The organism is Hyphomicrobium sp., assembly GCF_041674905.1.
In the GTDB taxonomy this organism is placed as follows: Bacteria; Pseudomonadota; Alphaproteobacteria; order Rhizobiales; family Hyphomicrobiaceae; genus Hyphomicrobium_B.
In genome coordinates this window covers 1-26,513 of sequence record NZ_JBAYUV010000036.1, presented here as the reverse complement: position 1 = coordinate 26,513, position 26,513 = coordinate 1, and the positions used below count along the sequence as shown (strand labels likewise).

Genomic DNA, 26,513 nt, shown 5'->3' with positions numbered 1-26,513 from the left:
TTTTTTTGAAAACGGAGCGGGAGACACTACTGCTATGGCACAACAGATGGGCAGCGGCGACTTCGCCGAACTGGTCCACCAGATGGAACAGTCCGACGACGATCCTCGCCAATGCTACGCACTCGTTAAGAAACGCATCACGGAATTTCGGCGCTCGGGGAAAGCAGTGCCGGACGAATTATCGAGACTGGAAAAAAGCCTGCTGACCGAATGCATGCACGCCTCGCAAGGGCGATGATTTCTTCTCGTCGAACTCCGGTGCGCACGGAATAAGATGCGCGGCTCGGTTCAGCCGGGCATTGCCCTTTAAGGTCCTCGATTGTCAGGTTTCATGGCAACCGACTAGGTTGCCGTGAAAAATACGGGGAAGCCGGAGGGGTTGGGGATTAGCGTCAAAGTATTCTAAATACTCAAAGTACGTTGTGGGTGCCGTCGCAGAACGGCTCATCGTCGGTCGCCTTGCAGCCGCAGATATTGAATGTTCCCGTATGATCGACGGTGAACTGCAGCGGGACGAAGCTCGTCCCCTCATGCGAGCCGTCGCAGAACGGCTGCGTCTTTGAACGCCCGCAGCGGCAATACCAGTAGTCTTGCCCCTCGGTCAGCTCAACCTGATACGGCCCCGTCTGAGCGATAACCGCATCATCCGACATCCTTGAACCTCCTGTCGTAACGAAACACGCCTTGACGGGCGTATATTTGAATTCTTCCAAAGTCGCTAACGGGTTTGACCGCCCGGGGCAAGTAGGAGGGCCGTTCGCGAGCGCCCTGAATGGGCAGGGAGTTCTGATTTCAGGCACATCCTGATCGAGGCACGCGAAATGTAGACATCTGGAAATGCCTGCTCCAAGTTCAGCATGCGCAGAATCTCCGGGGGGATGCCGGGGGACGCAGCACCCGATGGTGTGTGCCAAGGCGCGTTATCGGCATCGGGCCAGCAACGGCATCAGGAGACGCGCGGACATGACCAATCTTTTTCGAAAAAAAGCGGTCGGCTACGACAACTCCGAGTTCGGCCTGAAGCGTTGCCTGAGCGCCCTCGATCTGACGCTGCTCGGCGTCGGCGCCATCATCGGCACCGGCATTTTCGTGCTGACGGGCCACGCCGCCGCGGTCCAGTCGGGGCCGGGTGTCGTGCTCTCCTTTGTCGTCGCGGGGGTCGCGTGCGGCTTCGCGGCGCTCTCTTACGCCGAGCTAGCCTCGAGCGTCGGCGGCTGCGGCAGCGCCTACGGCTACAGCTACGCGGCGTTCGGAGAACTGATTGCCTGGATCATCGCCTGGGACCTGATCCTCGAATATGGCGTCTCGGTCGCGGCTGTCGCCAACGGCTGGTCGGGCTACTTGAACAATGCGCTGATGGCAATGGGGATCGGACTGCCCGAATCCCTGACACGAGGCCCGAGCGCGCTGGCCTGGAATGAGCATCTAGGCAGCGCACTGCAATGGTTCGGCTTCGATCCGAACGCCCCCGGCGTGAAGGAGGCAGGCAGAGGCGGCATCATCAATCTGCCTGCGGCCGGCGTCATTCTGATGCTGATGCTTTTGCTGATCGCCGGCGTCAAGGAGAGCGCCCGCATCAACGCTGCGGCCGTCGTCATCAAGCTCATCGCGATCGCGATTTTCATCGGCGTCGCCGTTTTCAACGTCAATCCCGACAACTGGTCGCCGTTCCTGCCGTTCGGCTGGTTCAGCCACGACGGCAGTCGCCCCATCGGTGTGCTGGCCGGCGCATCGATCGTGTTTTTTGCTTATGTCGGTTTTGACGCCGTTTCGACGGCGGTCGAAGAAGCCTATGAACCGCAGCGCGACGTTCCGATCGGCATTCTTGCGGCGCTGGTCTTTTGCACCGTCATCTACGTGATCGTTTCGGCGCTGATGACCGGCATCGTGCCGTATCACGCGCTGAACGTTCCATCTCCCGCATCGGAAGCATTGCTGCGGATCGGCTACAACACGGCCGCGGGTCTCGTCGCAACCGGCGTCGTTGCCGGCCTCACCACCGTGATGCTCGTTCTTTACTATGCTCTGACGCGCATCATCGTCGGCGTTTCGCGCGACGGTCTGCTTCCTGCATACTTCAAGACTGTCAATTCGCGAACCCAGACGCCGGTACGGACGACCGTTATCACCGGCACCGTGATGGCGATCATGGCCGGCTTCATCCCTCTCGGAGTTCTGGCCGAGCTGGTCAACATCGGCACGCTGGCGGCCTTCGTTCTGGTCTGCGGCGGCGTCATCGCGCTTCGCATTTCGCACCCCGACATGCCGCGTCCGTTCAAGACGCCGGGCGGCATTGTGCTGCCGGTCCTCGGCATCCTGTCGTGCGGTGCTCTAATCGCGTTCCTGCCCTACGAGACGCATCTGCGCTTCATCCTCTGGCTCGCGGTGGGGCTGGTTATCTATTTCTGCTACTCGATCCGGCACAGCAAACTCGCGATGGCTTGAGACTCGCGAGAACTCGTCAGTCTTCGAGCAGGCGCGTCGCGGCTGCGTGCGGTGTCATGGTGCCGGAGAGGACGGAATCGGCGAGCGTGTCGAGGCTACCCTTGCCGCCCGCCTTGATGCGATTGGTGACGATGTCGGACGCAGCCCGCGCGATTAGATACCGGGCGCGGCGTCGCCTGCGGCTTACGGAGTCTTCGGCGCGCACCTTGCCGCCGAGATGATCCAGCGTCTCGATCAGCTTCGGCACGCCTTCGCCGTTGATGGCGGATGTCTTCAGCACCGGAACTTTTTCGGCCATCGTGGCGCGAATCGAAAGCGCGCCGATGAGCTGCTGCATCGTCTGCTCGGCGCCCGGCCGGTCGGCCTTGTTGACGACGATCACGTCGGCGATTTCAAGGAGGCCCGATTTCATCGCCTGGATGTCGTCGCCGAGTCCTGGCGCCGCGATGACGACGCGGATATCGGCGACTTCGGCGACGTCGATCTCGTTCTGTCCCGTGCCGACCGTTTCGAGCAGCACGACGTCGAAGCCGGCGCCGTCGAGCGCGTCGATGATGCGCACAGCGGCTGGCGACAAGCCGCCGAGATAACCGCGCGACGCCAGCGATCGCACGAACACGCCATCGTCGTCGAGCGCCGCGGTCATGCGAATGCGGTCGCCGAGAATGGCGCCGCCCGAAACCGGGCTCGATGGATCGACCGCGATGACGCCGACGGTGCGGCCCTGTTGCCTGAGCTGCATGATGATCGCGTTGACGAGCGTCGACTTGCCCGCCCCCGGCGGACCCGTGAAACCGACGACGAGAGCGTGACCGAGATGCGCCTGCAGCGACCTCAGAAGCGCCGGGGCCGCGGCGGACAGCCGTTCGAGTTCCGTGATCACGCTGGCGATGGCGCGCCGCTCGCCCTTGCGCATGCGGTCGATCGTGCCGGGCACATCGGCGTCCGGAATGCGCGCGACGGGCACCCGTGTTTTCTCATCCGTCTTCATCATACGGCTGATAAGTGGGAAGCCGCCCAAGTGCAACGGCTGAGCCAAGGTTGCGGCTTAATGCGTGGGATTTAACCACTTCGCAAGGCGTTAGGGAGGGGTTTAGTTCTGCGCACGTGTATGCCAAGCTCAAGACAGGCGACAGGGACACGGGGGTGGGATGTCGAACAACGGCAGGGGAGCCGTCCAGCCTACGAGCTCTGCAGCAAGAATGCATCGCGTTGACATCGATGGTCTGCGCGGATTGGCCGTCGCGGGTGTCGTGGCGTACCATTTCGGCCTCGGCGTACCCGGCGGATACGGCGGCGTCGATGTGTTCTTTGTGATTTCTGGCTTCCTTATTGCCGGGATCATAAAATCCGAACTCGACGCGGGATCGTTTTCTCTGAACGGGTTCTACGTGCGCCGCATCCGCCGGATTTTGCCGGCGTTCATCGTCATGGTGGCCCTTACCTCGCTATTCGCCGCCGCGATCCTGTTTCCAGTCGACCTCAAGGCCTATGGCCGTAGCTTGCTCGGCGCCGTAATCGCGGCCTCAAACTATGTGTTCGCGCGCGAGACGGGATATTTCGACGGCCCCGCGATCAACAAGCCGCTACTGCACACGTGGTCTTTGAGCGTTGAGGAGCAGTTTTACCTCGTATTTCCACTCTTGCTTACTGTCCTCTATCGCTGGCGGCGAGGAGCCGTCGTACCCGTTCTCACACTCGTTGCACTTCTATCCTTCGCCTCCAGCGTCCACATGGTCGAACTCCGTCCGGAAAAGGCCTTCTTCGTCACTCCTGCACGCGTCTGGGAGTTGCTCGTGGGCGTGCTCCTCGCACTCGGAGCGGTGCCTCGTCTCGAGTCGCGTACCTTGCGCGAGTTGAGTGCAGCCGCCGGTCTCGCGCTGATCCTGTTCGCCTATTTTTATTTCGACAAGCAGACGCCGTTTCCGGGCGTTGCGGCCCTGCCGCTCTGTCTTGGTGCGATGCTGGTCATCTATGCAGGCAGCGGGACAAATGTTCCCACCACGATCGTCGCCCGTTCCCTGTCCCTGTCGCCGATCGTCGGAATAGGGCTCATATCCTATTCCGTCTATCTCTGGCATTGGCCGCTGATGGTGCTCGCCCGCTACCGCTTTCCGGATGTTTGGAAGGACGAAGTCGGCGGGGGGATTTTAGTTGGCTTGGCATTCGCGGCCGCAAGCGTCGTCCTCGGCGCGCTCTCTTGGCGGTTTGTCGAGCAACCGTTTCGCAAAAGCGCACACCGCAATCCGTCGATACCGATTTTTGTACCCGCCGCAATATCGCTTGCGGTGTTGGGGATGCTCGCATTCGGGCTTACACGCCGCCCGCAGCTGTTCCACGTTTGGCCGGATAGTATTGAGCCGCTCTTGGCCGAATGGGGTACAGGTAAAGGACCGTCTTGTGCATCTCGTCCCGTTGCAAGCGGCTGGCCGGAACCCGCATGCGTGGTGGGCGCCATGGGCGGCACGGCCGACACAGTCCTTTGGGGCGATAGCCATGCCGCTGCGCTGCTCCCGGGCGTCGCGGCCTATGGAGCCGCTCACGGCCGGGCCATCGTCATTGCCAGTTATCTCAATTGTCCACCTTTGGCGGATGCCGTGTTCTACGGCCCTGCCAAAAACAATCACTGCCATGCGTCGGTCAACGACATGATGAAACGGGTAATGTCGCCGGACGTCCGCCGCGTCGTCATCGTCGCGCGATGGGCGATGTATGCCGAGGGCTGGAACGACGGCAGAGAAGTCTTTCTCCTCAGTCCTGGTCCACGTTCCAGCAACGCACAGATATTCTCATCGTTGCTTGAGGGAACGGTGAGGCGCATCGCTGCCAAAGGGCGAGAGGTCGTCTTGCTCGGTCCTATACCCGAGCAGACTGACAACATAGCCACCGCCTTCGCGCGCCATTATGCCTGGGGACAGTTCTTGCCATCGGAACCAACAGTCGCGATGTTCCTCAATCGCCAGCGCCACGTGTTGCCGATTCTATCCCGTTTGGCGACGATTCCAAACGTCCGCGTCGTCTATCCGCACAGCGTTCTGTGCGATGACAAAGTGTGTCACTACAGCGAGGACGACGCGCCGCTCTATCGCGATACGAACCATTTGAACCGCAGAGGAGCCGCTGCTGTCGGCGACATCATTGCTCAGGCGTTTTCCGATGCGCCTGCGAATAGAGACGCTAAAGCATTTGGCAATCAGCGGCCGCTCGCGACCATATCCGGCACGGGCCCATCCGCTACGGTGCCCTGACCGTCCCGACTCCGGGCCGCGCTCAGAACTGCTTTAGGACCTGCGGCTCTGCTCCATTGCTCGCATGCTTTTCCGTCGTTGCGAGAATCCACGGTACGACGTCCTCGATCCGGTCGACGACGTTGAAGCGCACATCGAGGCCCTCTCGGATGAACGTCTCACGCTTCATGTGTTCGAGCAGATTGAGGAACGGGTCCCAGAAGCCCTCGATATTGGCAACGACGATCGGCTTCGCGTGCCGACCGAGCTGCGACCAGGTCAGCTGCTCGACCAGTTCCTCGAGCGTTCCGATCCCGCCCGGAAGCGCGACGAACGCATCGGCGCGGTCGAACATCAGCTGCTTGCGCACGTGCATGTTCTCGACGACAATCAGCTCATCGACGTCCTTCAGCATCATCTCGCGCGCTCCGAGAAAGTCGGGGATGATGCCGGTCACCTTGCCGCCGCCGCCGAGCGTCGCGCGCGCGACTTCGCCCATCAGGCCGAGGCTGCCGCCGCCATAGACAAGCCGCATGCCGTTGTCCGCCAGCGCCTTCCCGAGCTTTCGCGCGGCGACGGCGTAGGCCGGATTGAGGCCTTTGCCCGAGCCGCAATAGACGCACACGCCCTGGATGGCAGCAGGCACAGCGACACGTTTGTCGGCGGTGGGCGTATCCACCGCCGTTTTCATAATTCCGTTCATTCGTATTCCGTTTTCAGTCATCGATGCTCTTAACGTAAGAAGCCGGTGCCAAGGTCACCAGGGGATCGCAGCGCTTCGATGGAGGCATTTTTGCGGGCGTGGTTGACGGGCGAAGCGAGGCTCGGTGGTGGCCGATGAGGTACACGGCCTATACAATTCGTGCCCCGTATTGGCTGCGGACGCTGAGGTGTGCTTAGCTCGATAATGGACCTACAAGGCGTTGTTATGAAACCGGGGCAACCAGCCGTTTCTGCGCGGAAAACGGCCGCCGCATCTGTGCGGGCGGGATGCATCCCCATGACCGCTTTGGTTGTGCTCATGGCGCCGATTCCCGTGAGCGCCGCGCTCGTCCAGACTGAGCTTTTCAAGGACGACATCGCGGTCGTCGGCGAGGTTGAAGTCGCCTGGATCGACCCGGCCGCCGCAGCCGTCGTCGCGGATCCAGTCGTCCGGACGGCCGACGCCGGGAGCGTGACCGTCAAGCCCGAGCCTCAGCCGAATCCCGAGCTCAATCCCGCTCCAAAGTCAGTGCAGGAAGTGGCGCAGGCCCCAGTCGAAACCGCGAAACCGCCTTCAGCTGAAACCGCCAAGCCTCACAACGAGGACAAACCCGTCGAAGGCCTCGGCCTCGCCGATCGGGTTCGCGACTGGCTGGCGCGCGCCAACCGCGAGTTTCAGACGACGGTCATTCCCCGGCTGACGTCGCCCGTCGCCGGGGGCTCGGCCGCCGAGAAGGATTCGATCGCCAGGAAACTCGATGAAGCGCAGCGCATCGAAGAGGCTCGCAAGACGGAAGAAGCCAAGCAGGCTGAAGAAGCCAAGCAAGCGGACGACCTTCGCAAAGCCGTCGAGGACGCAAAGCGCAAAGAGGACGAGCGCAACGCACACGCGGAAGCCAAACGCATCGAGGATGAGCGCAAGGCGGCCGAAGAGACGCGGCGCGTTGAAGAAGCCCGTAAAGCTGAGGATGCGCGACGCGCGGAAGACGCGCGCAAGGTGGCGGAAGAAGAAGCCCGGCGCGCCGAGGAGCAACGCAAAATTGCCGACGAGCAAAAGCGAGTGGATGAGGCACGCAAGCTCGCCGAGGAAGCGAAAAAGGCCGAGGACGCCAAACGGATCGAAGACGCGCGCAAAGCCGACGAGGTCCGGAAAGTCGCGGAGGCCGAACAAGCAAAACGCAGCGAAGACGCTCGCAAGGCAGCCGAAGCCGTAAAACGCGCCGAGGAAGATCGCGTCGCTCGGGAGGCAGCAAAGCAAGCCGAAGCCGCCCGCATCGACGCCGAGAACCAGGCCGCCGAAGCGCAGCGCAAGGCCGCGGACGCAAAGCGTGTTGAGGACGAAAAGGCCAAGCGCCTCGAGGACGAGCGCGTCAGGCTCGCCGCCGAGAAGGCCGAACAGGAGCGGCAGCGCGCGGCGGCCATCGACGCGGAGAAAAAACAGCAACAGCAGTCAAAAGCGGAAACGCCGCCACCGCCGGCTCCTGAACCGCGCGCGGCCGAAACTGGGACGCTTGCCGGTAACTCGTCGCAGCCGAAGCCCGACACCGGCGTCAAGCAGCCGTCCAAGACGCAGGCCGTACAAACCAAGGTTGCGTCGCGCAAGCTCGCACGCGGACCGGTCGTCAGGCGCTGGATCAGACGAACGCCGCGTTGCCACCTCGCGGGACGCCGCATCCGGCCGCCCGGGCATTACATAGTCGAGAGCGGCGACACGCTCTGGCGAATTTCACGACGCCACTACAGGGTGGGCTGGCTTTACTGGCGGCTCTATCGCGCCAATCGCTCGATCATTCGCAATCCAAATCTCATTTATCCCTGCCAGCGCATTTTCATTCCGCCCCGGCGCTGATGGACATTTTTTGGCTCTGACCCTATTTCAACGCGATGCAGCAACGACAATCGAACGGCGCCGCGAGCCGCGGCTTTTCTTTGGCTCGGCTGTTGCCGACCACCGAAACATCACGTGTTTTGCGGGCGCTCTGGCCCTACGTCTGGCCGCACAATCGGCCTGATCTTCAGCGCACGATCATCGGCTCGCTCGTGCTGATCGTGATCGCGAAGGCGGCGACGGTCGGCGTTCCGTTCACATTGAAATGGGCGACCGACGCTCTCGTTGCCGCGACCGGGGGGCATGTCCCTGCCAATCAGACGGTGCCCTGGCTGATCGGCGCGCCGATCCTCGCCTGCGTGTTCTACGGCGTTGCCCGGATCGTGATGTCCTTGCTGATGCAGGTGCGCGAAGGCATGTTCGCGCGGGTCGCGATGCACGCCGTCCGCACGCTGGCGCTCGCAACGTTCGAGCACATGCATCGCTTATCTCTGCGCTTTCATCTCGAACGCAAGACCGGCGGGTTGACGCGCGTGCTGGAGCGCGGACGCGCGGGGATCGAGAACATCAGCCGCATGGCGCTGATGACGCTCATCCCGACCATCGTCGAATTCATCATGATCATCATCGTCTGCGCCTTCGAGTTCGACTGGCGCTACATCGTGACGATCGTGGCGATGATCGTCTGCTATTTATGGTTCACGGTGCAGACGACCAACTGGCGGCTGAAGATTCGCCGCGTGATGAACGAAAGCGACACCGACGCCACGACGAAGTCCGTCGACAGCCTGCTGAACTACGAGACCGTGAAATACTTCGGCGCCGAGCAGCGCGAGGCCGAGCGCTACGACACGTCGATGGCGCAATACGAAAAGGCAAGCATCAAGACCTTCACGACCCTCGCGGTGCTGAACTCGGGCCAGGCGATCATCTTCACCGTCGCGCTGACGGTCTGTCTCGTCATGGCCGCCAACGACGTGCTCGCCGGCACCTCGACGGTCGGTCGCTTCGCGATGGTGAATCTGCTGATGCTGCAGCTGTTCATGCCGTTGAACTTCATGGGCATGGTGTATCGCGAGATCCGTCAGGGACTGACCGACATCGAGCGGATGATGGAAGTTCTTGACCAGAACCCGGAGGTCGCGGACCGTCCGGGTGCCAGGCTTCTCAAAATCGATGGCGGTACGATCCGCTTCGAGCACGTCGGCTTTTTTTACGATCCCGAACGCCAGATTTTGAAAGACATTTCCTTCGAGGTGCCGGCCGGAAAAATGGTGGCGATCGTCGGCCCGTCGGGCGCCGGAAAATCGACGATCAGCCGGCTACTGCTGCGCTTCTACGATGTGTCGAGCGGGCGGATTACGATTGATGGGCAAGACATTCGCGACATCACGCAGGCGTCGCTTCGCGCCGCGATCGGCGTCGTTCCCCAGGATACCGTGCTGTTCAATGATACGATCTTTTACAACATCAAATACGGCCGTCACGACGCGACGGACGAAGAGGTGCTGGAGGCGGCCCGTATGGCGCAGATCGATGACTTCGTGAAAACGCTGCCCGACGGCTACGACACGATGGTCGGCGAGCGCGGGCTCAAGCTATCGGGCGGCGAGAAGCAGCGCGTCGCCATCGCGCGGACGATTTTGAAGGCGCCGCCGATCCTCATTCTCGACGAGGCGACGAGCGCTCTCGACAGTCACACGGAAAAGGAAATCCAGGACGCACTCGATCGCGTTTCGAAAGACAGGACGGCGGTCGTCATCGCGCACCGGCTTTCGACGATCATACACGCCGACACGATCCTGGTACTCGACGGTGGCCGCATCGTCGAGCAGGGCACGCACGCGGAACTCGTCGCCCGTCCCGGACTTTACGCCGGGCTGTGGGCGCGTCAGCGTCAGGCCGAGAAAGCGCGTGAAGACTTGGCGCACGCTCTCGAAGAGGCGGGCGAGCCGCGGCGCGCCGACGACGATGCGCTGCTGGAACCGGTGCGATCATGATAAGAATAACCCCGGGGAAAGGTCGGGAGAACCTGCCCCGGGGTCTTAACGAGCTCTGACTGGCCCCTTCCGGGAGGCAGGCGGCAGAACTCGAAAACGTTAGCCGGTGCGCGTCACTGAACGACTTTCGCGACTTCGCCGTCGAGCCGCTTCTTCGCAAGCCCGGTCGCCTTGTACTCTTTGATCTTGTCAAGGTTGACGGGCTTGTCGACCTGCACGAGGACGACCATGCCCATGCCGTAGTGCGGCGCGCATTTCAGGACGTAGAGCCCTTCTTTTTCAGCGTTGAAAACAACTTCCTTGCTGAAGCCGCCCTTTATCGGCGCAACGCCCTCGGGCCATACCTCGGGCACGCTCTCGGCGTTATGGCTCTTATCGGTCGGCAAGAATTTTACCGTGTCGCCGACTTCGACCTTCACAAAACCGGGTTGGAAAGCCATGGCATTTCCGGCATCGTCCTTGTTGCGCATTTCGACGACGTGCTCGGCGGCCGTCGCAAGACGGGGAACGACGATGGCGGCAAGTGTGATGGATGAGGCGAACAGAATCTGGCGTGATAGCTTCACGTCACGCTCCTTGGGTCGATTTTAATTCTTTACATAAAAAGCATAGAATTGGAAAGGAGGCGGCTCAAGCCGCTGATGCGGCCGTCAACAGCGGCTTAACGAAGCAAGTGGCCGCCTCATCGTAAATCGTCGGGAAGCAGGGATGCCGTCGTTTGGAATAATTCGTCGGAATTGTTCCCGCAGCTCGTGACGCTGATAGACTGCGGGCCTTATCCGATGGCCGACGGAAGGCGTGCGCTTGAACTCTGACGATCTCATTTCAATGGCGAAACGCGTCTGGCTCGCGATCTGGCGGGCCTCCGTGATCGCCCTTTGGGTCATCCGCGGCCTGCTGCGGACGGCGTGGTCCATCGCGCGCGGCCCGATCATCGTCGCGTTGAACGTGATCGCCGCGCTGATCGTTTTGTTCGAGGAATGGGGATGGCGCCCGCTTTCGGCGTTCATCGCACGGCTTGCGAAATACGCGCCCATCGCGGCTGTTGAGCGCTGGATCGCGAGCCTTCCACCCTACGCGGCGCTGTTCGCCATCGCGCTCCCAACGACGCTGCTATTGCCTTTGAAGTTTGTCGCCGTTTGGCTGCTGGCGAACAATCACTTCGCATCGGCAACCCTGCTTTTTCTCGGAGCCAAGCTGGCCTCGACCGCGCTCATTGCCCGGGTCTTCATTCTGACCAAGCCGGCCCTGATGCGCATCGCCTGGTTTGCGCACCTCTACGACTGGTTCGTGCCCTGGAAGGACGCGTTGTTCGCGCAAATTCGCGCCTCGTGGGTCTGGCGCTATGGCCGGATGCTGAAGACGCGGATCAAGCTCATGCTGACGCGAGCCTGGTCGCGCGTGCAGCCGGGTCTCGCCGACAGGTGGCGCCGCTGGACCGGCCTCGAATTGCCTCGCCAGTTGCGGAAATGAGTCGCCCTGTGGCGGCCGCGTAGTTTACAAAAATTCGCAAGAACGGCCGTGTGGCGCGGCAATTTTGGCAAAAAATCTTGCCGAAGATCAAGATTGGCGGCCCTTCTATTGCAGCCAAGCAACAGCATTCCGCCGGAAGTTTCAAAGGCGGACGATTTCCGCCGGTCTAATGTTGACGACGCGCGTCAACTAATTTGTTGTTCCCCATAAGATGGCTGGGGTCAGCTAGGCCGTCGCCGCAGCTGCATCGCTGACAGTCAGGTCGGCGCTTGTCGCGGCGCATTGGGGGAATGGAAATGAGGTCGCTATTTAGAGTCGGCGCTTTGTCGGCAATGGGGCTTATGTCGCTGGGGGCAGCGGCAGGGGCTTGGGCCGAAGACAAGCCCGTCACCGGCGTTCCCGAAGATTCAATCGCCATAGGTTGGAACGATCCCGTGCGAGCCTCTTTCGCACAGCGCGGCATCCAATACGGCGTGAACTACACCGGCGAATATTACAACGTGACGTCCGGCGGCGTGTCGCGCGGCTCGACGTACAATGGTCTCGTCGAAACCTACGTTGACCTCGATCTCGAAAAGATGCTCGGCTGGAAGGGCGGCACCATCCACGCCAACGCCTACTATGTCCACGGCATTGGCCCGACGACGAACACCGGCAGCTTGTTCGCGGTCAGCAACCTCGAAGGCTTCGAAACGGTTCGCCTCGATGAGCTGTGGTTCGAGCAGGCACTTCTCGACGACAAATTGAAATTGAAGTTCGGCGCGATCGCGGCCGACACCGAGTTCTTCGTGAGCGATACGGCTGGCGCATTCCTGAACGGAACGTTCGGCTGGGCCGGCATTCTTGCGACCAACATGGTCCAGGGCGGCCCCGCATATCCGCTGACCTCGATGGGCGCTCGCGCGCAGTTTGCTCCGACCGACAACCTGACGATCCTGGCGGGTATCTTCAACGGCAGCCCTGCAGACCCGAATGCCGATGATGCCCAGAAGAGCAACCGGCACGGGACGGATTTCCGTTTCGGTGACGGCGCACTGTTGATCGTGGAAGGCGCTTTTAAATACGACGTCGGCCTCGCTGGCACTGTGAAAGTTGGTGGCTGGCGCCAATTCGATGCGCCTGACGGCATTTATCAGAACTTTAAAACGGGTAATCCCGTCAGCCAGGACTCCGGTCTCTATGCCATCGTCGACCAGCAGATCTGGAAAAACGGCGACGATCAGAGCGTGAGCATCTTCGGCCGCGTGTCCGGAAGCCCGACGAATCATAGCGTCATGGATATGTATTTCGACACCGGCATCCTGTTCTCCGGTTTCGTGCCGGGCCGCACCAAGGATACGTTCGGCGCTGCTTTTGGCTGGGGCCAGATTTCAAGCGACGCGCTCCAGATCGACGAGCCGGAATTTTCCAGAACGTATGAATCCGTCCTGGAAATCAACTATGCGGCTCAGATCTGCGATGGCATCACGCTGACACCGGACTTCCAGTACTTCTGGAATCCGGGCGCGGTTACGGAAGTCAGTCACGCGACGGTCTTCGGCGCACGCGCCAAGGTCAGCTACTAAGCCTGACGGCCTGCGCAAGCGGGTTTGCGAAATTCGCCTCCTAGCGTCGGCCGTCCGGCTGCGCTAGGAGGCGTTTTCATGAGTGACGCCCAAAATACCCTTTCGCCGATCCTGATCGCCGGTCCGACCGCGAGCGGCAAGTCGGCGCTGGCCATAGCGATCGCGGAGCATGTCGGCGGCGTCATAATTAACGCCGACAGCATGCAGGTCTATCGCGAGTTGCGAATTCTGACGGCGCGGCCATCACCCGATGAAGAAGCGCGCCTTCCGCACGCGCTTTACGGTTTCGTGCCCGCCTCCGAAGCCTATTCCGCAGGTCGTTTCGTTGCCGATGTCGCCAATGCGCTCGCCACGGCGCGTCAGGCGGGCCGCCGTGCCGTCATCGTCGGCGGCACCGGCCTCTATTTCAAAGCTCTCCTTGAAGGCTTGTCGCCGATCCCCGCGATAGAGGCGGAGATTCGCGAGCATTGGCGTGCAGAGGCCGAGCGACGCGGCGCGGCTGACCTCCATCGCGATCTCGCGGCACGCGACGCCCGCATGGCCGAGCGACTCGCGTCCAGCGATACGCAACGCATCGTGAGAGCGCTTGAAGTGATCGAACAGACCGGCCGCTCTCTCGCTGACTGGCAGCAGGTTCGCGGAGCGCCGATGATCGACGAAGCGCAGGCCGTCCGGCTTCTCGTGACGCTCGACCGCGAAGACCTCCATGCTCGCGCCGGCGCGCGCTTCGATCGCATGATCGCGTCTGGCGCGCTGGACGAGGTTCGCGCTCTGGAGGCGCTGCAACTCAATCCCGACCTGCCAGCAATGCGCGCCATTGGCGTGCGTCCGCTCCTGGCCGTCATTCGCGGCGAATGTTCGCTTGAAGCCGCGGCGGAGGCGGCCAAGGCCGAGACGCGCCAGTATATCAAACGCCAGGAAACTTGGATAAAACAAAATATGATTACTTGGAAAATCATTTACAAGAAATATATGGAAAGTAAAAGCCGCGATATTTTCGCATTTATATAGTGTTGACGTTGACCAAGTAGGCTCCTTTGCCTACCTTTCCGCAACTTTGAACGCTTTGAAAAGCTGGCCGACGGGCCGATCCAGGAGTTCGCCACATGGCACGAACAATGACGGGTGCCGAAATCGTTCTGACAGCGCTCGCCGACCAGGGCGTCGAACTGATTTTTGGCTATCCGGGCGGAGCCGTCCTGCCGATCTACGATGAGCTTTTCCAGCAGGACAAGATTCGCCACATCCTCGTTCGCCAGGAAGGCGGCGCGCTGCATGCCGCCGAAGGCTACGCGCGCTCGACCGGCAAGGTCGGTGTGTGTCTAGTGACCTCGGGCCCGGGCGCAACAAACGCCGTGACCGGCCTCACCGACGCGCTGATGGATTCGATTCCGCTCGTCTGCATCACCGGGCAGGTGCCGACGCATCTGATCGGCAACGATGCATTCCAGGAATGCGATACGGTCGGTATCACGCGCCCATGCACGAAGCACAACACGCTCGTCAAGAACGTCAACGATCTGGCGCGCGTGCTGCATGAAGCGTTTCATATCGCGCGCACCGGCCGCCCGGGTCCCGTTGTCGTCGACATCCCGAAGGATGTGCAGTTCGCGACCGGCAACTACGTCGGGCCCTCGAACATCCAGCATAAGACGTACCGTCCGCATCTGAAGCCGGACCAGTCGGCCGTGCGCGAAGCCGTCGAGGTGATCGCGGCCGCCAAGAAGCCTGTGTTCTATACCGGCGGCGGCGTCATCAATTCGGGTCCGAAGGCGAGCCAGCTGCTGCGCGAATTCGTCCGTCTGACGGGCTATCCGATCACCTCGACGCTGATGGGGCTCGGCGCTTATCCCGCATCCGACAAGCAGTGGCTCGGCATGCTCGGCATGCACGGGACCTACGAAGCCAACCTCGCGATGCACGATTGCGACGTGATGATCAACATCGGCGCGCGCTTCGATGACCGCATCACGGGCCGCATCGACGCGTTCTCGCCGGGTTCGAAGAAAATTCACGTCGACATCGATCCGTCGTCGATCAACAAGAACATTCAGGTCGATATCCCGATCGTCGGCGACTGCGCCTACGTGCTCGAAGAGATGCTGAAGATCTGGAAGGCCAAAGCGCCGGTGGTCGATAAGGCGGCACACAAGGCTTGGTGGAAGCAGGTCGAAGGCTGGCGCGCAAAAAAATCGCTTGCCTACACGAACTCCAAAGACATGATCATGCCGCAGTATGCGTGTCAGCGTCTTTATGAATTGACGAAAGATCGCGACTCCTACTTCACGACTGAGGTTGGCCAGCATCAGATGTGGGCCGCCCAATTCCTCCACTTCGAGGAGCCGAACCGTTGGATGACGTCGGGCGGACTTGGAACGATGGGATACGGGCTGCCGGCCGCGATCGGCGTGCAGCTCGCGCATCCGAAGTCGCTTGTCGTCGACGTGGCGGGCGATGCCTCGATCCTGATGAACATCCAGGAGTGCTCGACGGCGGTCCAGTATCGGCTGCCTGTGAAGGTGTTCATCATGAACAATGAGTACATGGGCATGGTGCGCCAGTGGCAGCAGCTTCTACACGGCAATCGCCTGTCGGAAAGCTATACCGAAGCGCTTCCGGATTTCGTCAAGCTCGCCGATGCCTATGGCTGGACCGGAATGCGTTGCGATCATCCGGCCGATCTCGACGACGCGATCGAGGCGATGATCAACACCAAGGGGCCGGTCATCTTCGACTGCCATGTGGCGAAGCTCGCCAACTGCTTCCCGATGATTCCGTCGGGCAAGGCCCATAATGAAATGCTGCTCGGCGAACATGTGTCCGACGAAGAGGTCGAGCGCGCAATCGGTGATGAAGGCAAGGTGTTGGTGTGAAGCACATCAAAACACGCGGTGCTATCCGGGGACTTCTGATCGCGCTCGTGCTGGGCGCGACGGCGGCTGCCCCGGCGCCTTCGTTCGCGAAGGAGTCGTGGGATCGCGTCGCCAACGTCAAGGACGCGGCGAAGCGGCTTGCCGAGCTCCATAGGCGCGAGGGTTCACAAGGCGTGTTGAAGTTTCTCGACGCCTGCTATCGCACCCAGATGCTGTCGAGCAAATATACCCCGGGCCTCGAGTCCTGCATGGCGCAGGATTACATGCACTCGCAGGTGCTGGCACGAATCTACGCGAGAATCCCGCAGGCCGAGCGCGTGCGCATGGGCGTCCCGGCGCCGGAGGATATCGCCAACAGCATGGGACAGAGGTTCGTGGCCGCGTTCAAGCAGTATAATATCTCGGTCAAGGAAGCTGACGCTTTCAGGAAGCTCGTCGACAAGAACGGAATGCCGATTTTCATTAAATCGGCGTTTCCGCCCGGCAAACCCGGCGAGGCGAACGGTGCAGCCCCGCAGGATGCACCCTGAACATGCTGAAACTGGTAGTCGCCAATAAACTGTATTCGTCGTGGTCGTTGCGCCCTTGGGCGCTGCTGAAGACTTTCGATCTCCCGTTCGAGGAAATCACCATTCCGCTGCGCCGGCCGGACAGCCGCGAGCGGCTTCTGGAATATTCTCCCTCGGGTAAGGTTCCCGTTCTCATCGATGGTGACGCGATCGTCTGGGAAAGCATGGCGATCATTGAAACGATCGCTGAGGCTTTTCCGGATCGCGCCATCTGGCCACGCGATGCCAAGGCGCGTGCGCACGCCCGCGCGATTTCAAACGAAATGCACAGCGGGTTTCAGGCGCTGCGCCAGGCGTGCCCGATGCATCTCGGCGCACGTTTCGCAACTCCCGTGCTGACCGACTCGCTGCAGGCGAACATCGATCGCATCGAAGATATCTGGTCCGAAGCCCGCAATCGCTTTGGCGGCGGCGGACCGTACCTTTACGGCGCCTTCACGGCCGCCGACGCCATGTACCTTCCGATCGTCACGCGCTTCGAGACCTATGGCGTCCCGGTTCGTGAGGCGACGCGCGCCTACATGGACACCATGCTTGCGCTACCTGCTTTCGTTGAATGGCGGACGGCGGCGTTCAAGGAAGAGTGGCGAATTCCGGATTATTCGATGGGACACACGCTCATCGAAAGCTACGTCTGACGATTGAGATCATCACAATGGCCGACCCGCAGAAGCAGTCCCACTATCCAAGTCCGTCGCGCCCGCAGGAGACCGTCTCCCGCACGCTGTCGATCTTTGTCGACAACGAGCCGGGCGTGCTGGCGCGCGTCATCGGCCTTTTCGCGGGCCGCGGCTACAACATCGACTCGCTGACCGTGACCGAGGTCGAGCACGAGAAGCATCTCTCGCGCATCACCGTCATCACCAGCGGCACGCCCGCCGTACTGCAGCAGATCAAGCATCAGCTCGAACGGCTCGTGCCGGTGCATCGCGTGCGCGATCTGACGGAAGAAGGCGACGCCATCGAGCGCGAGCTGGCGCTGGTCAAGGTTGTCGGCAAAGGCGAAAAGCGGATCGAGGCGCTGCGCATCGCCGAAATTTTCCGTGCCCGCGTCGTCGACACTTCGATCGAGCACTTCGTTTTCGAAATGACGGGCAAGCCGTCAAAGATCGAGACCTTCCTCAATCTCATGATCGAGCTTGGTCTTGCGGAAGTTTCGCGCACCGGGATCGCCGCCATCGGGCGCGGTCCCGGCGGTCACTGAATTTCGCGCTAGGGAGCATCCAGGAAGCCGGTCTGCAGAAGGTTCAGTTAATGAAGCTCGGCTCATCCGGGCTTTGAAACCCGCCGCCCGTTGCCGCCGCGTCCGTTCGCGCACGCAATGACCGTTGAAACGGCGAGGCGTTCTGAGTAGGTTCCGGCCATATTTTCTGGGCGCTCTCTATCGCGTCCGACGTCAACCCAGCCCGACCGTCGATTCCGACCGGGGAACCCGAAAGGCCGCCCATGCGCGTCTATTACGATCGTGATGCCGACATCAATCTCATCAAGTCGAAGAAAGTTGCTGTCGTCGGCTACGGCAGCCAGGGCCACGCACACGCGCTGAACCTTCGCGACTCGGGCGTCAAGGACGTCGCGATCGCGCTTCGCAAGGGCTCGGCCTCCGCGCAGAAGGCGGAGAAGGAAGGCTTCAAGGTCCTGGATGTGGCGGACGCCGCGAAGTGGGCCGACGTCATCATGATGCTGACGCCCGACGAACTGCAGGGCGATATCTATAAGGATCATCTCGCTCCGAATATGAAGAAGGGCGCTGCGCTCCTTTTCGCGCACGGCCTCAACGTGCATTTCAATCTGATCGAGCCGCGCGACGATCTCGACGTCGGCATGGTCGCGCCGAAAGGCCCGGGCCACACCGTGCGCGGCGAATATCAGAAGGGCGGCGGCGTGCCGTGCCTCATCGCCGTGCATCAGGACAAGAGCGGCAACGCCCACGATCTCTTTCTGTCGTATGCGTCGGCCATCGGTGGCGGCCGCTCGGGCGTCATCGAGACGACGTTCCGCGAGGAATGCGAAACGGATCTGTTCGGCGAGCAGGCTGTTCTCTGCGGCGGCCTCGTCGAATTGATCCGCAACGGCTTCGAGACGCTCGTCGAAGCAGGCTATGCGCCGGAGATGGCGTACTTCGAATGCCTGCACGAAGTGAAGCTGATCGTCGACCTCATCTATGAGGGCGGCATCGCCAACATGAACTACTCGATCTCGAACACGGCCGAATATGGCGAGTACCGCACGGGTCCGCGCATCGTCACGCCGGAAACGAAGGCCGAGATGAAGAAAGTTCTCGCCGACATCCAGTCGGGCCGCTTTACGCGCGACTGGATGCTGGAATGCAAGGCCGGTCAGCCGAGCTTCAAGGCGACGCGCCGCCTGAACGACAGCCATCAGATCGAGGAAGTCGGCGCCAAGCTTCGCGCCATGATGCCGTGGATCTCGAAGAACAAGCTCGTCGACAAAGGCAAGAACTGACCCGTCGCCGTATCGGGCGCAAAAGGTGAGTCGAACACAAGAAGCGGCGGATCGATATCCGCCGCTTCTTTTTTTATACAGCGGTCGCGGACAAAATCTCTTGCCGGCGTAGGAAGCCCGATCACAAGCGTTCGCGCGCGTCGACGCGACATCGGCTCGAATTCAGAAATTTGCAAATTTTCCGGGAATAGCGAAGCCGTGAACCCACCCGCACTGCCGCTCTCTTGGGGAGGGTTTACGTGCGGCAGCGCGGGCGGTCCACGTCATATCCAGCCGTTCGCCCAATACGCAGGACGGATGGCCGGGACTAACGCGGGCGGCAGAGGAGCGGGGACCTCTGCCGCCCGTTTCCGAATTCTGCCGCTCACGCGGCTTCCTCGGATATGGTGGGGCTCCGCGCAGCACGTTTGCTACGTGGGCCCGATGGCTTTCCATCGGGAGGCAGATGATCCCTACGCGCACCTCGCCGTAATGAACCCTGATGCAACACCAGGACTAGAACCGGCAATGAGGTGCTGGGAGATCTTGACTGTCGCCCCCCAGCGACGCTGTCTTGATAGCGATATGCGATTGGAATCGTGTCGACGTCATGACCGAACTTCGCAAATTACATGGCCAAGATGATTTTGTGGGGAGTCGCGACGGCGCGAAATCTTGCGGTGATATCAGCGCTTGGAGCATTTAGATCTGTCTCAAAATGACCGCGCCGAGTTCTAATCAGATCGAGACTTATTTGTGGCTTGGCTTTCTTTTCGATGATGCAAAATCGTTTTGAGCGCATGTCCCGCAACGATTGGAACGGCGTGACGAAACTTTCGTCGTGCCTGTTGCAGGTGAGTTCCGCGCGCTGGGCGTTTGGTGAGGAAAACGCCGGAGCGATCGACGCGCATTGGGCCAAGGCGAAGCACGCCAACCCGAACTATTTTAATGGCGTCATCTATCTCGTCGACGGCGTCACGCTCTCAGGCGGAGCGTTGCAGGCGTCTCTGCTCCGCACGGATTTCAAGAGCTATCTTTATTGGCGGCTCGCGGGCTTTCCCGAGGCGGGCGTTCTCGACGGCTTCGGCTCGGCGCTCATCCGTACGCAGGATGGACACCTCATGCTCGGGCGTCAGCGAATGGGAAACGTCAACGGCGGCCAAGCCTACGCGCCGGCCGGCTTCATCGACGAGCAGGATGTCGATACGCAAGGCATCATTCACATCGATCGCTCGGCGCTGCGCGAGGCTGCCGAGGAAACCGGCATCGATCTCGCGGCGCTCGAGAAAGAGGACGGCTTTTATCTGACGCGCTCGGGGCCGCAGCTTTCGATCGGCGTTCCGCTGCGCGCCAGGATGACGACGGCGGAATTCGTCAGGCGCGCCGGACAGCACATCGCCGCCTCGTCTAATCCGGAGCTTGATGCGATCATTCCCATCGCCGGACCCTCCGACATCGAAAACCTCGCAATGCCGCCCTACATGCGCGTGCTGCTGAATGCACTTTTTGCCGAGGGTTGATCGGCTCGTGCGGCGCAAAAAGTGCTTGGCGGCAACATCGCCTTGCCGCATGGTGCCGCCACTCCGCTGATAGAGCGTGGGTTCGGCTCGCAGCGGGGAGACTGGCGCACAATGGCGCTCAATTACTATGTCCTGGATGTATTCACCGAGAGGCCCTTCGGCGGCAATCCGCTGGCCGTCGTGACCGACGCCGACAATCTTTCCAGCGCCGACATGCAGACGATCGCGCGCGAATTCAATCTTTCGGAAACAGTTTTTGTTCTGGCTCCGACGAGCGCCGGGCACACGGCGCGCATCCGTATCTTTACCCCGAGCCGCGAACTTGCATTCGCCGGTCACCCGACGCTCGGCGCCGCAGTGCTTCTCGCGGAACTTCGAACGCAGCTGCAGATCAACGGCGAGCGCGACGCGATCATCGCGCTGGAAGAGGAGATCGGCAGCGTGCGCGTCGGCGTCAGGCTGCGATCGCAAGCCGCCGCGTTCGGCGAGTTCGACGCGCCGAAAGCCACCGCAACTCTGGAGCGTCTGCCGGAGCCCGAGGAGGTTTCCGCCGCCGTCGGACTGATCCCGACGGAGGTCGGCTTTGAAAATCACAAGCCGACTCTGCTCAGAGGAGCGAACAATTTCGCGTTCGTGCCGGTCGCCAATCTCGAAGCCATGGCGAAAGTAAAAATCGCGCCGCAGCGTTGGGCCGATGTTTTCACCGCTCGCGATGTGCACGGGGTCTACCTCTATACGCGCCAGTCCGTACGCGTGCAGTCAGCGTTTCATGCCCGCATGTTTGCGCCGGACATCGGGGTGCCGGAAGATCCGGCCACGGGCTCGGCTGCGGCAGGCTTCGCTCACGTCATCAACGAGTTCGACGAGTTGCCGGACGGCATGCACAAGCGCGCCATCGAGCAGGGCATCGAGATCGGCCGCCCGAGCGCCATCGCACTGACGATGACGAAGGGACGCGGCAAGCTCGAGACGGTTCGCATCGGCGGCCACGCCATCCGGGTCGCCGAAGGCAAGCTCTTGGCCTGACGAAGACGCCGCACGCTCAGCGAGCGCGCGGCAGTATCCGCACCAGCGTGTTGTCTTTCATCAGGTAATGATGCGCGAGCGCGGCAAGCGCGTGAAATCCGATCAGGAAATAGAGCGCGTTGCCGATAAATTCGTGTGCGCCCTCGATCTGGTGGGCGAGGTCTTTATTCTCGCCGATCAGCGGCGGCAGCGTCAGCCCGAAGAACGGGATCGGCTTGCCTTCGCCACTCAGGATGAGCCAGCCGAGCACGGGCATAGCGATCATCGCTATATAAAGAACAGCATGCATGGCGTGCGCTGCGGCCGTCTGCCAAATGCTGGGCCGCGGTATGATCTCCGGCGTGTGCCCCCGGCTTCTAACGAAAATCCGGACGATGACCAGCAGCAGGACCGTCAGTCCCAGCATGAAATGCAGAGCCTTGAGTTGGTCTCGCGGGTCGCTGCCCTTGGGAAAGTACACCCTCAATTCGATGGTCGCGAATACGGCTGCGATCAGAAGGAAAGTTAACCAGTGGATTGCGATGAGGGTAGGCGGATAAGTCTCCCGGCGGAGCGTCGTTCCGGCAACCGAAGTCATAACGTAATGTCTCCATGCGTTTGCGGGCTCAGTATCGAGGAAGGCAACGCCGGTCCCGCATGCCGGCAGAACGGCGGACTCCTTTTGACCCGTCGGTCGAGGCGCCGCACCTCCCTCTCCCTTGCATTTCGGGATTACTTTAGACCATTTAAAGACTGGCGGACTTGACTCCGGCAGGGGATTGGCGTTCCACAGGATAAGATGACACAGGTACCGTTCCCAGTTTGGCCCTGCGCGCAGCGCGCCCTCCCTTCGGAGCGTGCCCGGGAATTCGTGTTCTGGTGCGATAAAGGTTTTCTATTGCCGCTTACGGGCCCCTGGGCCGCATGAAACTCGGCTGTCCGCCGAGTGGGTGCTCAGGGGATGGACGAATTTTCGAATGAGCGTAGAGCGACAAGCGGCGATCCCCATGAGCGGTCGCCCGGCAAAGGATAGAAACCTATGACGTCCGTTACCGACAATGCGCCGGCCGCGCCGAAGCGTGGCGAAGACAAGATCGTTATTTTTGATACCACCCTGCGCGACGGCGAGCAGTGCCCCGGCGCGACGATGACGTCCGAGGAAAAGCTGCAGGTTGCCGAGCTTCTCGACGACATGGGTGTCGACATCATCGAAGCCGGTTTTCCGATCGCCTCCGAAGGCGACTTCGAGTCGGTGACGGAAATCGCCAAGCTCGCCCGGCATTCGGTGATCTGCGGTCTTGCGCGCGCCAACTTCGGCGACATCGACCGCGCGGGCGAAGCCATCAAGCATGCCAAACGCGGCCGCATCCATACCTTCATCGGCACGTCACCGCTGCACCGCCAGCATCAGCTGCAGCTCTCGCAAGACGAAGTGTTCGAGCGCGTCGTCGCCTCCGTGACGCGCGCCCGCGGCTACACCGACGACGTCGAATGGAGCGCGATGGATGCGACGCGCACCGAGCACGATTATCTCTGCCGTGTCTGCGAGGCGGCGATCAAGGCCGGCGCCACCACGATCAACATTCCCGATACCGTCGGCTATGCGCTGCCCGAGGAATATTTCGACCTCATCACGATGCTGAGGACGCGCGTGCCGGGCATGGACAAGGTCGTGATCTCGACCCATTGCCACGACGATCTCGGCCTCGCGGTGGCGAATTCGCTCGCAGGCGTTCGCGCTGGCGCACGTCAGATTGAATGCACGATCAATGGCCTCGGCGAACGCGCTGGCAACGCCGCGCTCGAAGAGATCGTCATGGCGGTTCGCACGCGCCACGATCTGATGCCGCATCACACCAGCATCAAGACCGAGATGCTGTCGCGCGCGTCGAAGCTCGTCTCGGCGGTGACGAATTTTCCCGTGCAGTACAACAAGGCGATCGTCGGCCGCAACGCCTTCGCGCACGAAAGCGGCATCCACCAGGACGGCGTGCTGAAGCATACCGAGACTTACGAGATCATGACGCCCGAATCTGTTGGCGTCGGAAAATCGTCGCTCGTCATGGGCAAGCACTCGGGCCGCGCGGCGTTCAAATCGAAGCTCAAGGAACTCGGCTACAATCTCGGCGACAACGCGATGGAGGACGCCTTCAATCGCTTCAAGGCCCTCGCTGATCGCAAGAAGCACGTCTACGACGAGGACATCGAAGCTCTCGTCGACGACGGCGTCGCGCACATGAACGACCGCGTGAAGGTCGCCGCGTTGACGGTGATCGCCGGCACGATGGGGCCGCAGTCGGCGACGTTGACGCTCGATATCGAAGGCCAGTCGAAGACGGTGCAGAGCGTCGGCAATGGACCTGTCGATGCAACTTTCAACGCCATCAAGCAGCTCCTGCCGCACAATGCCCGCCTCGACCTCTATCAGGTCCATGCGGTGACGGAAGGAACCGACGCCCAGGCCGAGGTTTCCGTGCGGCTCGAGGAGGACGGTCGCATCGTGACCGGTCGTTCCGCCGATCCGGACACGCTCGTCGCCTCCGCGCGCGCCTACGTGGCAGCTCTCACCAAGCTCACGGTAAAGCGGCAGAAAACGGCGCAGGCTCAGCAGGCCGTCTGAAACGCGGATTTCGAGGCGGATTCCCGGTCTCGCGTGCGGCTTTTCCGGCGCTGGACCGGCTTCGATGTCGAGGGGGTGGACAGGTCGGTTCGCCGATGCTATTCGCTCCCCCACGGGGCCCGCATTCGGGCCCCTTCGACGTCCTTGGGCCATGTCGAATGGCGCGACGACGGCACGGCGGGTGATTAGCTCAGTTGGTAGAGCAGCTGACTCTTAATCAGCGGGTCCACGGTTCGAGCCCGTGATCACCCACCAAAATCAATGACTTAGCGTTACGACGTGTAAGTCCTAAAAACTATAAACACCTATAAACTTTTTGACGGTCGTTTGGCCGACTGGCTTTGAGCTACAGGCTCGGCCGTACGTCTGGACGTTTCCCGATCGTGGATTCCCTGGGAACCGAAGTTCTGCCCCTTTGTTCTACGACTACGATCCTCCCCCCTGGATCGAATGGCAGGACGTCTCCTCCCTCAAGACGTAGCCTGTCCCAAGACGCTGGCATCCCCCATGTCGGCGTCTTTATTGCTTTCATCGGACGGTCATATCCTAATCGGTTGGACACGCCACCTGATCGTAACCGTGGGGGCATTGCGGAAAGCCACGATCGTTCACCCCGACGGAAGGTACGGGACGGTTCGATTTTATTAGTCCGGTCGAGTCTAGTACTCGCTAAGCAGAGGTGTGCTGTCGATGCCGAACTCACGCTGAGCCTCAGCTGGACATGTCTTCAAACACAGTCGCCCGTTTCATAAAAAATCGCTCAGCGGGGTTTTTATTTTGATCTTTTGCGACTCCTAGTTCCAAGAAAACCGTTCAAGTAGCTGATAGCATCATACGGCTTGACAATCGAAGGCTGCTTTTGGAGGCACCATGGAAAGCGAAAATTTCAATCTGTCGCTGCGAAAATTTTTGAAACACGTCGGCGTAACTTCGCAGCAGGAAGTTGAACGTATTGTTCGTGAGCGCAACCTCGAAGGTGCCGGCAAACTTAAACTGAAAATGGTTCTGACCGCTGACGGCACCGATCTCAATCATGTTATCGAGGACGAGATCGACCTCGGTGAAGCGTGAGACAGTCGGGTCTGGGTTACAAAGACGTACGCCGTATTTTGGCTAGCGCTGTTGGGTCATCTCTGGTCGTGGTTGCGAACATGCTTTTGGAGCGAGGATGCCTGCCAGAGCTCCGATTGTTTTCCTACTTCTCACAAAATATGGTGACAGATGCCGAACGACTTTGGCGCTGGCAACAAACCCCCAAGAGATTCCGGTGTCTAGAGGGGTTGGGGTGAGGTCCCCCGCCGCATCAATACAATTCATGGTACCATGAGCAGTATCGAACATGGAGTATCTGATCCGACCGGACTTCAGAAGCTCGATCCGTTTTAAGGCCCTTTGGAAAAGCGCCGGCTTAATCTCGTACGGCCCCATGAATCTTACTTCTCGTCCTGACTGACATGCCATCTGCAATGTTTGCTGAAGCGTAAAGTTGTGGCCCTTTTCTACACCGAACGGCTGCACAATATGCGAGGCGGGCAACCAGCTGATCGTCGCCGGTTTGATGATGCCGTGGGCCAAATCTTCGCCGTTATAAAAGCTGGCGAATGTGTGCGATTGCACAACGTCATTGGTCTCTCCCTGGTACCCCCAAACCACCAGGAAGTAATGACCTCTCAAAGCAGTTTGTTTGCCTGCCGCCTGCGTCCAAGAAGTAAGAGCTGGCGTCAACCCCAGAAGCAGCAACAGAGCTAGAATCCGCATGACAGGACTCGTCTTGAGTTTGCCTATGATGCTAAACGCTCCGATTGGAGATTGGATCCCAATGGGATGGAGTTCGCTCAGCGGCCAGGTGGGCGTGGAATCTGGATTCTTCTAACCGCCTTTGGCCCTCTTCGATGAACCAGGAACGCATGGCCGATCAGTCCTAGTCCCCAAGCAATAAGCGGCCAGTAAAACCACAAATGACTGCGGTCGGTGAACAGATTGATTGCGAGCAGCAGGATATTGACCGCTGCGTATACGATGAGATGGATGCGAAATCCGCCGTCCTGCCAGACATTGTGCATGTACGAGCTCCTGCGAAGCGATGTGTCGGCTATAATTCATTGGCGTGCTTCCGCCACGTGTAAAAGCCGGAGCAATAATCCCTCACAGAAGCGGCTGATTTGTTCGGCCGCGCCGGACTAAAAGTGCGGCAGATTGGAGCCCTGTGCCTGCGTCGGCGCGAGGGCGGGGATGAAGCAG

Annotated in this window: 24 protein-coding genes and 1 tRNA gene; 18 read left to right on the top strand and 7 right to left on the bottom strand. The window is 60.8% G+C overall.

Annotation, left to right across the window (positions count from 1 at the left end; genetic code table 11):
* The first annotated feature begins 34 nt into the window (after window positions 1-34).
* A complete protein-coding gene (locus WC026_RS13690; protein WP_372711567.1) occupies window positions 35-238 on the top strand; it encodes a hypothetical protein in 204 nt (67 codons plus the stop codon).
* A 172-nt stretch (window positions 239-410) separates the two neighbouring features.
* Here WC026_RS13690 and WC026_RS13685 read toward each other — a convergent pair whose 3' ends face one another.
* The gene (locus tag WC026_RS13685) at window positions 411-653 is read right to left on the bottom strand and encodes a CDGSH iron-sulfur domain-containing protein (RefSeq protein ID WP_372711566.1); all 243 of its coding nucleotides are present in this window, start codon (window positions 651-653) and stop codon (window positions 411-413) included.
* Between the two features lie 310 nt (window positions 654-963).
* Here WC026_RS13685 and WC026_RS13680 point away from each other — a divergent pair, with 310 nt between their 5' ends.
* The gene (locus WC026_RS13680; protein WP_372711565.1) at window positions 964-2,445 is read left to right on the top strand and encodes an APC family permease; all 1,482 of its coding nucleotides are present in this window, start codon (window positions 964-966) and stop codon (window positions 2,443-2,445) included.
* 16 nt (window positions 2,446-2,461) lie between these two features.
* On the opposite strand, the gene meaB is transcribed toward WC026_RS13680, so the two are convergent.
* Window positions 2,462-3,412: a methylmalonyl Co-A mutase-associated GTPase MeaB gene (gene meaB, locus WC026_RS13675; protein WP_372711564.1), complete on the bottom strand. Its 951-nt coding sequence runs from the start codon at window positions 3,410-3,412 to the stop codon at window positions 2,462-2,464.
* 235 nt (window positions 3,413-3,647) lie between these two features.
* Between meaB and WC026_RS13670 the strand changes: the two genes are divergently transcribed.
* A complete protein-coding gene (locus WC026_RS13670; RefSeq protein ID WP_372711563.1) occupies window positions 3,648-5,693 on the top strand; it encodes an acyltransferase family protein in 2,046 nt (681 codons plus the stop codon).
* Between the two features lie 22 nt (window positions 5,694-5,715).
* Here the strand turns inward: WC026_RS13670 and WC026_RS13665 are convergent, their stop codons facing one another.
* On the bottom strand, window positions 5,716-6,375 hold the full coding sequence (locus WC026_RS13665) for a TIGR00730 family Rossman fold protein (protein ID WP_372711562.1): 660 nt from the start codon (window positions 6,373-6,375) through the stop codon (window positions 5,716-5,718).
* A 297-nt stretch (window positions 6,376-6,672) separates the two neighbouring features.
* Between WC026_RS13665 and WC026_RS13660 the strand changes: the two genes are divergently transcribed.
* Together WC026_RS13660 and WC026_RS13655 are read left to right on the top strand one after the other, a co-directional pair.
* Window positions 6,673-8,223 (top strand): LysM peptidoglycan-binding domain-containing protein, encoded by a 1,551-nt coding sequence (locus WC026_RS13660; RefSeq protein ID WP_372711561.1) that lies wholly within the window; start codon window positions 6,673-6,675, stop codon window positions 8,221-8,223.
* A 35-nt stretch (window positions 8,224-8,258) separates the two neighbouring features.
* Window positions 8,259-10,202: an ABC transporter ATP-binding protein/permease gene (locus WC026_RS13655; RefSeq protein WP_372711560.1), complete on the top strand. Its 1,944-nt coding sequence runs from the start codon at window positions 8,259-8,261 to the stop codon at window positions 10,200-10,202.
* Window positions 10,203-10,315: 113 nt separating this feature from the next.
* Here the strand turns inward: WC026_RS13655 and WC026_RS13650 are convergent, their stop codons facing one another.
* Window positions 10,316-10,768 carry a pseudoazurin gene (locus WC026_RS13650; RefSeq protein WP_372711559.1) on the bottom strand — a complete coding sequence of 151 codons (453 nt, stop codon included), beginning with the start codon at window positions 10,766-10,768 and terminating at the stop codon, window positions 10,316-10,318.
* Window positions 10,769-11,006: 238 nt separating this feature from the next.
* Here WC026_RS13650 and WC026_RS13645 point away from each other — a divergent pair, with 238 nt between their 5' ends.
* The 10 genes from WC026_RS13645 to WC026_RS13600 all read left to right on the top strand — a co-directional run bounded on the left by WC026_RS13645 (window position 11,007) and on the right by WC026_RS13600 (window position 21,673).
* On the top strand, window positions 11,007-11,675 hold the full coding sequence (locus tag WC026_RS13645) for a hypothetical protein (protein ID WP_372711558.1): 669 nt from the start codon (window positions 11,007-11,009) through the stop codon (window positions 11,673-11,675).
* A gap of 296 nt (window positions 11,676-11,971) precedes the next feature.
* Window positions 11,972-13,240 carry a carbohydrate porin gene (locus WC026_RS13640; RefSeq protein WP_372711557.1) on the top strand — a complete coding sequence of 423 codons (1,269 nt, stop codon included), beginning with the start codon at window positions 11,972-11,974 and terminating at the stop codon, window positions 13,238-13,240.
* Window positions 13,241-13,318: 78 nt separating this feature from the next.
* Window positions 13,319-14,251 (top strand): tRNA (adenosine(37)-N6)-dimethylallyltransferase MiaA, encoded by a 933-nt coding sequence (gene miaA / locus WC026_RS13635; protein WP_372711556.1) that lies wholly within the window; start codon window positions 13,319-13,321, stop codon window positions 14,249-14,251.
* A 95-nt stretch (window positions 14,252-14,346) separates the two neighbouring features.
* The gene (locus WC026_RS13630; RefSeq protein WP_372711555.1) at window positions 14,347-16,113 is read left to right on the top strand and encodes an acetolactate synthase 3 large subunit; all 1,767 of its coding nucleotides are present in this window, start codon (window positions 14,347-14,349) and stop codon (window positions 16,111-16,113) included.
* Window positions 16,110-16,643, top strand: a complete 534-nt coding sequence (locus WC026_RS13625) for a hypothetical protein (RefSeq protein ID WP_372711554.1) — start codon at window positions 16,110-16,112, stop codon at window positions 16,641-16,643. Before WC026_RS13630 ends, WC026_RS13625 begins: the two co-directional genes overlap by 4 nt.
* 2 nt (window positions 16,644-16,645) lie before the next feature.
* The gene (locus tag WC026_RS13620) at window positions 16,646-17,320 is read left to right on the top strand and encodes a glutathione S-transferase family protein (RefSeq protein ID WP_372711553.1); all 675 of its coding nucleotides are present in this window, start codon (window positions 16,646-16,648) and stop codon (window positions 17,318-17,320) included.
* A gap of 17 nt (window positions 17,321-17,337) precedes the next feature.
* Window positions 17,338-17,886 (top strand): acetolactate synthase small subunit, encoded by a 549-nt coding sequence (ilvN, locus tag WC026_RS13615; protein ID WP_372711552.1) that lies wholly within the window; start codon window positions 17,338-17,340, stop codon window positions 17,884-17,886.
* A 242-nt stretch (window positions 17,887-18,128) separates the two neighbouring features.
* Window positions 18,129-19,148, top strand: a complete 1,020-nt coding sequence (gene ilvC / locus WC026_RS13610; protein ID WP_372711551.1) for a ketol-acid reductoisomerase — start codon at window positions 18,129-18,131, stop codon at window positions 19,146-19,148.
* Between the two features lie 779 nt (window positions 19,149-19,927).
* The gene (locus tag WC026_RS13605; RefSeq protein ID WP_372711550.1) at window positions 19,928-20,647 is read left to right on the top strand and encodes an NUDIX hydrolase; all 720 of its coding nucleotides are present in this window, start codon (window positions 19,928-19,930) and stop codon (window positions 20,645-20,647) included.
* 111 nt (window positions 20,648-20,758) lie between these two features.
* On the top strand, window positions 20,759-21,673 hold the full coding sequence (locus WC026_RS13600) for a PhzF family phenazine biosynthesis protein (protein WP_372711549.1): 915 nt from the start codon (window positions 20,759-20,761) through the stop codon (window positions 21,671-21,673).
* Between the two features lie 16 nt (window positions 21,674-21,689).
* Here WC026_RS13600 and WC026_RS13595 read toward each other — a convergent pair whose 3' ends face one another.
* On the bottom strand, window positions 21,690-22,250 hold the full coding sequence (locus WC026_RS13595; protein WP_372711548.1) for a cytochrome b: 561 nt from the start codon (window positions 22,248-22,250) through the stop codon (window positions 21,690-21,692).
* A gap of 441 nt (window positions 22,251-22,691) precedes the next feature.
* Between WC026_RS13595 and WC026_RS13590 the strand changes: the two genes are divergently transcribed.
* From WC026_RS13590 to WC026_RS13580, 3 genes are all read left to right on the top strand, one after another.
* Window positions 22,692-24,272 carry a 2-isopropylmalate synthase gene (locus tag WC026_RS13590; protein ID WP_372711547.1) on the top strand — a complete coding sequence of 527 codons (1,581 nt, stop codon included), beginning with the start codon at window positions 22,692-22,694 and terminating at the stop codon, window positions 24,270-24,272.
* 179 nt (window positions 24,273-24,451) lie between these two features.
* Window positions 24,452-24,527 (top strand) — tRNA-Lys (locus WC026_RS13585).
* 615 nt (window positions 24,528-25,142) lie between these two features.
* Window positions 25,143-25,343 carry a DUF6494 family protein gene (locus tag WC026_RS13580; RefSeq protein WP_372711546.1) on the top strand — a complete coding sequence of 67 codons (201 nt, stop codon included), beginning with the start codon at window positions 25,143-25,145 and terminating at the stop codon, window positions 25,341-25,343.
* Between the two features lie 42 nt (window positions 25,344-25,385).
* Here WC026_RS13580 and WC026_RS13575 read toward each other — a convergent pair whose 3' ends face one another.
* Both WC026_RS13575 and WC026_RS13570 read right to left on the bottom strand, forming a co-directional pair.
* Window positions 25,386-26,030: a hypothetical protein gene (locus tag WC026_RS13575; protein WP_372711545.1), complete on the bottom strand. Its 645-nt coding sequence runs from the start codon at window positions 26,028-26,030 to the stop codon at window positions 25,386-25,388.
* Between the two features lie 77 nt (window positions 26,031-26,107).
* On the bottom strand, window positions 26,108-26,335 hold the full coding sequence (locus WC026_RS13570) for a 2TM domain-containing protein (protein WP_372711544.1): 228 nt from the start codon (window positions 26,333-26,335) through the stop codon (window positions 26,108-26,110).
* Between the last annotated feature and the right edge of the window lie 178 nt (window positions 26,336-26,513).